This is a genomic window from Haladaptatus sp. (assembly GCF_049589095.1).
GTDB lineage: Archaea > Halobacteriota > Halobacteria > Halobacteriales > Haladaptataceae > Haladaptatus.
Window position 1 is genome coordinate 1 of record NZ_JBAWAC010000268.1, and the last position, 5862, is coordinate 5862.

Consider the following 5862-nt stretch of genomic DNA (forward strand, 5'->3'; position numbering starts at 1 on the left):
TCAGGCGAGCGATAGGGTGGGGTAGTTCACTGAACTACCGTATTGAATAATTTTAAATCAGTTGCTTGATTTGTAGATGACGACAGCCATAGGCGCCTTTCCATGCAAGCTATCGAAATCACCTACATACTACTCAGCATCGTTCTCGCGGCGACCGGCCTCACGATGGTCGGTTTGGCGATGCGTGCCTACCTTCAGACCTCCCGACGGTCGATGCTCGCCCTCTCGATCGGGTTCTCGATTCTCGTCGCGGCCGCAATCGCCACCACCTTCAGCGCGTTTCTCACGGATTTCCACAACACCAGACTGCTTTTGACGGTGAACTACGGCGTCTCGACGGTCGGCTATCTGTTCGTCATCTACAGCGTGACCGGCGCGGACTGAGGTGGCTCGAATTTCCCCGACCGGACCCTATTTTTCCCTCCTTCGCGTTCGAATTCCCATGAGCCAACTCGCGGACGCAGTTCGTGCAGGTGATCGCACCGTCGGATCGTGGATTTCCATCGGCCATCCGGCGGTCGCCGAGATGAGCGCCGAACTCGGCTTCGATTTCGTCGTCATCGACGCGGAACACACGGCGATGTCGCTGGAGACGGTCGAGTCCCTCGCCCGTGCAGTGGATGCGGCGAGCGGCGACACCGAACCACTCGTCCGCGTGGCCGACGACGACCCTGCCCGACTCAAGCGTGTCCTCGACACCGGCGTTTCCGGTGTTATCGTCCCGATGGTAGAGACGGCCGATCAGGCCCTAACCATCGCGGATGCGACGCGTTACCCGCCGGACGGGATCCGGGGAGTCGCCGGAGCGCGGGCGTCGCGGTACGGACTCGATCTGTCGGAATACTTCGAACGGGCGAACGACGAGCGTCTCGTCGTCGTCCAAATCGAATCCTCGACCGGCGTCGAAAACGTGGCCGACATCGCCACGGTCGCGGGTATCGATGCGCTGTTCGTCGGCCCGGCGGACCTCTCCGCGTCGCTCGGTCGGTTCGGTGACACCGACTCGCTCGACACCGAGATTTCCTCTGTCTTGGCCGCGGGTCACGAGGCGGACGTCCCCGTCGGCACCATCGCGCTCGAATCCGAAGACGTGGAGCGCTGGGCCGACGCCGGGTTCGACTTTCAGGTCGTCGGCATCGACGCCGACTACTTGCTCTCGGGTGCGACGAACGCCAAGGAACGCTACGAGGACGCGATCCGATGACGGCCGAGATGACGCTCGCCTGCTATCGGTGTGGCAACGAAGTGAACGCGGAAACGCGCGCACGCTGTTCGTGTGGCGAACCGCTCTGGCCGAAGACTGATGCATCGGATTTTTCGTGGCCGACGGTCTCGGATCCCTCCATCTGGCGGTATTCGGCGTTGTTCCCGGTCGGGCATCCGTCGGCGACTCCCGGTATCATTTCGGCAGTCGGCGGAACGTCTCTCCTTCGAACGCCGCGGTTGGACGAGTACGCCGGGTGTTCTCTGTGGATCAAGGACGAGAGCGCCAATCCAACGGGCAGTTTCAAGGACCGGGGGAGCGCTGTCGGCGTCGCCCGTGCGCTCGAAACGGACGACGAGTGGGTCGGAACCGTCTCGCACGGCAATATGGCGATGAGCATGGCCGCGACCGCCGCGAGCGCTGGCCTGAACTGCCTCGTCTTGGTCCCCGACGATATCCCGACGGAACGACTCGCCCACATCGCCCAGTTCGGCCCGACGCTCGTGCAGGTCGAAGGTGACTACGGCCAACTGTACGACGTGAGTCACGATTTCACGGGCGTTCGATTCGTGAACTCCGACGCCCCGCTTCGGGTCGCGGGCCAGAAGACGACGGCGCTCGAAATCTGTGAATCGTTCGCCGCGCACGGAACCGGTTCGACCGTACCGGATGCCATCGTCGCGCCGGTCAGCAGCGGCGGGCACGCCAGCGCCATCTGGAACGCCCTCCGTGAACTCCGGAGCGCGGGGTTGCTGGATTCCGCGTCGCTTCCGCGACTCTACTTCGTGCAGGCCGCCGCTTGCGACCCGATTGCGAGGGCGTATCGGGAGGGAGCGAACGAGGTCGCATCCGTCGAGGGTGGCGAAACCGTGGCATATTCCATCGCCAACGCGTCTCCTCCGAGCGGCAACCGAGTCCTCGCGGCGGTTCGTGATACGGGCGGTGCAGTGCTCTCGGTCGAGGACGATGCGATTCTCGATGCGAAACGTCACCTCGCCCGTCGTGCGGGGCTGTGCGTCGAACCCGCCTCCGCGACGACGCTCGCGGGAATCCGTCGGCTTTCCTCGGCGGGCGAAATCGGTCACGGCGAATCTATCGTCGCCATCGCGACCGGTACCGGGTTTCGTGAACGCTCGTCCATGACCGACCGCCCCGAATCGGTCCGGATCGACGACTTGCCGTCGCGCGTGGACTCCTTGGTGTCAGGATAGCACTTCGCCAGTATCGTCTCGCTTTCGATGGTCGCGCCGTTCACCATCACGTCCACACTCGTGAACACGATGCCGTTCCCGTACGGTTCGACCGTTTTCCCATTCATCGGTCCGACGAGTGCCTTCCCTCGGTGACCCGTGACGGTGTCCTCGTAATAGATGACGAGGTCGTACTGCACGTCCTTCGGTTCGACCCTGACGGTCACGTTCCGGCAGGAGTAGTCAATGTCGGCGGTCACGGCGACCGTTTGGAGCGCCGTGGCGTCCGCTGTCGGTGTTTCGTCCACTGCCGCCGGTTTACCGGTCGCGGCCGTCCCCCCACCTAAACCGATCCCGGCGATCACGACGACGACGATCGCGGTCGTCACCAGTTTCCGTCCCATTCCCACGAGATGCATACCGCCAGCACGCCACCGAACCGGTTAGGCGTTGTTGCCGAGTCCGTTCGTCGCATTCTCCGCTATTCGTCGTGTCCTTCCCTATTCGCTGCTATCCTTGTAGACGATCTCCTCGATTTCGCGCCGCTCGCCGTCCTCGTACCGATATACTGTCCCCGCCTCCTCGTCCCTCGTGGTTCGGTGCGTGCCGTCGCAGAACGGGTATTCCGACGAGAGACCGCACATGCAGATGGCGATGTTCCCCTTCTCGTCGTCGAAATCGTCTTCGTCCACTTTCAGCGGACCGGTCGCATCGTGTCGCACTTCGCGGGCCATGGTTCGACTTGTGCCCGACCGTACTTCAGTCCCGTCGCCGACTTCTGGACTACTCCTCGTCCCGTTCGTCCAGCACGGTTTCCTGAATCCGGATTCCTTTCGACGCCAGATGGCGCAACTGCTGACGGGCGAACTCCTCCTCGCGGGTGCCGCGCGTCGCCAGCACGTACATCCGGGCGCGTCCGGCGGGGCGCATGGTCCGTCCAGCGCGTTGTGCACCCTGCCGCCGTGACCCGCCGAGACCGGACGCGACGATGGCGATTTCCGCGTCCGGGAGGTCGATACCCTCGTCGCCGACGCGGGAGATAACGAGGGTGTCTTCCCGCCCGTCGCGGAACGCTTGCAGGTGGCGCTCACGTTCCGGGTGGCGCATCTGTCCACTCAGGAACGGCACGTCCAGGGCCTCCGCGATCCGGTCGCCCTGTTCGAGGTACTCCACGAACACCAGCGCCTTCGAGGCGGGATGCTCGGCGAGCAGGAACCGAATCTCCTCCAGTTTCGCGGGATTCGTCGCCGCGATCTGGCGCTTGCCGCGCCCGTCGGCGTTGGCGTACTCGCCTTGATAGGTCTCCTCGTCCCAGCCGACGTACCGTATCTCGACTTCCGGCTCCGCGACGAACCCGGCCTCGAACAGCGCATCCCAATCGGTTCCGATTGGGGGGCCGATGAGCGTGAAGATGTCCTTTTCTTTGTCATCTTCCCTGACCGGAGTAGCGGACAGCCCCAAGCGGTGCTTCGATTGGAGGTTCGCGCTCCGGCGGAAAACTCTGGATGGTATATGCTGACATTCGTCGTACACGATGAGTCCCCAGCGTCGCTGGTCGAACAACTGTCGGTGGCGGTCCATCCCGGCGGTTTGGTAGGTCGCAATCGTCACGGGGCGGACGTTCTTCTCGCCGCCGTGGTACTCGCCGACCTGTTCGCGCGTGAGGTCCGTGTGGGTCAACAGTTCGTCGCGCCACTGCCCGGCGAGTTCGCGGCCGGGAACAAGAATCAGCGTCTCGCCGGAGACGGCTTCGAGGACGCCCATCGCGGCCACCGTTTTCCCGCTACCGGGCGGGCCGACGAGGACACCCGATTTCAGGTCGATGAACTCCTCGACCCACTCGCGCTGGTAGTCGCGCAGGGAGAGCGCGCACTCGACGGGCAGTTCGTCGCCCGTCTCCAACTCGCGTTCGTCCTGGACGGGATACCCCGCCTCGTACAGGATTCGCTTGACTTCCGCGACCTTGTCCTCGGCCACCCAGCTTTCGTCGTCGGCGATGGGTGCTCGGAGGTGGTCATCGTTCAACTTCTGCCGGGCGACGTTCCCCATCAGGTCGTCGCTCGCGGCCTGCAGGACGACGTAGCCGTCCTCGTGGGTGTAGAGGCGGAACTGCTTCGCTCGTTTCCACTGCCCCTCGATGAACGACTCCAAATCCGGCGACGGTTCGGGGAGCACCTGCCGGACGGTTCGCATCAGGTTATCGAGCGAGTCGTAGGGTGCGGACCAGATGTCCTCCTGTCGAACCTGATAGCTGTAGCTCCCGGCCCGCGTCGTGTCGGTGAGGTGGGCGAACTGCGAGAGCTGTGCTCGCGTGAACTGTTCGGGCTGGTCGGCGACGATCTCGCGGCGCTTCGGGAACACCACGATTCGCTCGCGGTCGGCCAGTCGCTCCCACTCCGTCGGGAACCAGACCACCGGGTCGTTCTCCACGTCGAGGCGCGCCACGTCGCGCTCGTCCCGCAGTCGTTCGAGTGCGCGGTTGGCGTCCTCGTGTGAACGGTCGAGGACGCGGGCGACTTCGTCGGCGGTGAGCACCGGCCGCCCGATTTCCTCGATGGCGTCGTAGAAGTCCGAAATCTCGTACTCGTGCTCGTCGTCGGTCACTGCCCTTCGTTTGGATGCCACCCCGAATACCCGTTACGACTCGGTGCGGTCGGCATCGGTTTCGCTCCCGTTTCGCTCGTAGGCCCCCGCCTTCCGTAGCTTTCCGCTCCGTTCGAGCACGCTCGGGGTGCGACAGACCCCCCGTGCACCGGCCGCCTGCGGAACGGTGCAGTTGTTGCAGTTCTCGCAGGCGACGGCCACTTTCTCCCCTTCCAAAATCCGCGCCGGGAGCCGTGGCTCGGCGTAGAACGGCCTCCCCATCCCCACCGCATCACAGGACCCGTCCGCGAGCAGTCGGTCGATCTGCGGCCGATTTCGAATCCCTCCCTCGGCCAGCACGGGGATCGAAACCCGCTCCGCCACGCGGCGGGTGAACGGCCGGTTCCACGCCGGGTCGAAGTCGTACTTCAACGATTGGAGCCAGTTGAGCAGGGCGACGACGGCCGCCCGCGGCTTGCTTCCGAACGCCTCCTCGTACCCCTCGCGGAACCGCTCGTCGCGCCACGCGCGGGCCGGGAACGCCCCGCGGATGATGCTCGCGTCCCAGAACACGGAGGCCTGTACCGGCACGACCGCGTCGAAACCGACCGCCTCCAATCGGTCGCAGATTCGAATCCCGTCCTCCAGCGAGAGATGTCGCCGGACGAAAACGGGGGCGGTCGTTTCGGCCGGTACTTTCGTCATGATCGGCACGTCGGGACCGACGCGCTCCCGAATCTCGTCGTACACGACTTCGAGGAACCTCGTTCGGGCGGCCAACGATCCGCCGAACTCGTCGTCGCGCCGGTTGTAGAACGGCGAGAGGAACTGCTGGACGATGCCCATGTTCGCCCCGGCGATGTGAATCCCGTCGTAGCCCGCGTC

At 64.5% G+C, this 5862-nt stretch carries 5 protein-coding genes and 1 pseudogene; 3 read left to right on the top strand and 3 right to left on the bottom strand.

The genetic code is table 11. The annotated features are described in order from the left end of the window. Positions 1–102 precede the first annotated feature (102 nt). Genes WBV42_RS08685 through thrC form a run of 3 tightly spaced genes read left to right on the top strand, consistent with a single transcriptional unit; the run spans position 103 to position 2415 of the window. Positions 103–384 (top strand): hypothetical protein, encoded by a 282-nt coding sequence (locus WBV42_RS08685; RefSeq protein ID WP_253228343.1) that lies wholly within the window; start codon positions 103–105, stop codon positions 382–384. A gap of 58 nt (positions 385–442) precedes the next feature. Beyond that, a complete protein-coding gene (locus WBV42_RS08690) occupies positions 443–1204 on the top strand; it encodes an HpcH/HpaI aldolase family protein (protein WP_423985677.1) in 762 nt (253 codons plus the stop codon). Beyond that, complete coding sequence (gene thrC / locus WBV42_RS08695) at positions 1201–2415, top strand: threonine synthase (RefSeq protein ID WP_423985678.1); 1215 nt, start codon at positions 1201–1203, stop codon at positions 2413–2415. The genes WBV42_RS08690 and thrC overlap by 4 nt, the downstream gene beginning before the upstream one ends. 479 nt (positions 2416–2894) lie before the next feature. Here thrC and WBV42_RS08700 read toward each other — a convergent pair whose 3' ends face one another. The 3 genes and pseudogenes from WBV42_RS08700 to WBV42_RS08710 form a co-directional block, all read right to left on the bottom strand. Beyond that, positions 2895–3128, bottom strand: a complete 234-nt coding sequence (locus WBV42_RS08700) for a CDGSH iron-sulfur domain-containing protein (RefSeq protein WP_423985679.1) — start codon at positions 3126–3128, stop codon at positions 2895–2897. 49 nt (positions 3129–3177) lie between these two features. Further along, the gene (locus WBV42_RS08705; protein ID WP_423985680.1) at positions 3178–4998 is read right to left on the bottom strand and encodes a DEAD/DEAH box helicase; all 1821 of its coding nucleotides are present in this window, start codon (positions 4996–4998) and stop codon (positions 3178–3180) included. Between the two features lie 33 nt (positions 4999–5031). After that, positions 5032–5862: pseudogene (locus tag WBV42_RS08710) on the bottom strand (NADH:flavin oxidoreductase); the annotation flags it as partial.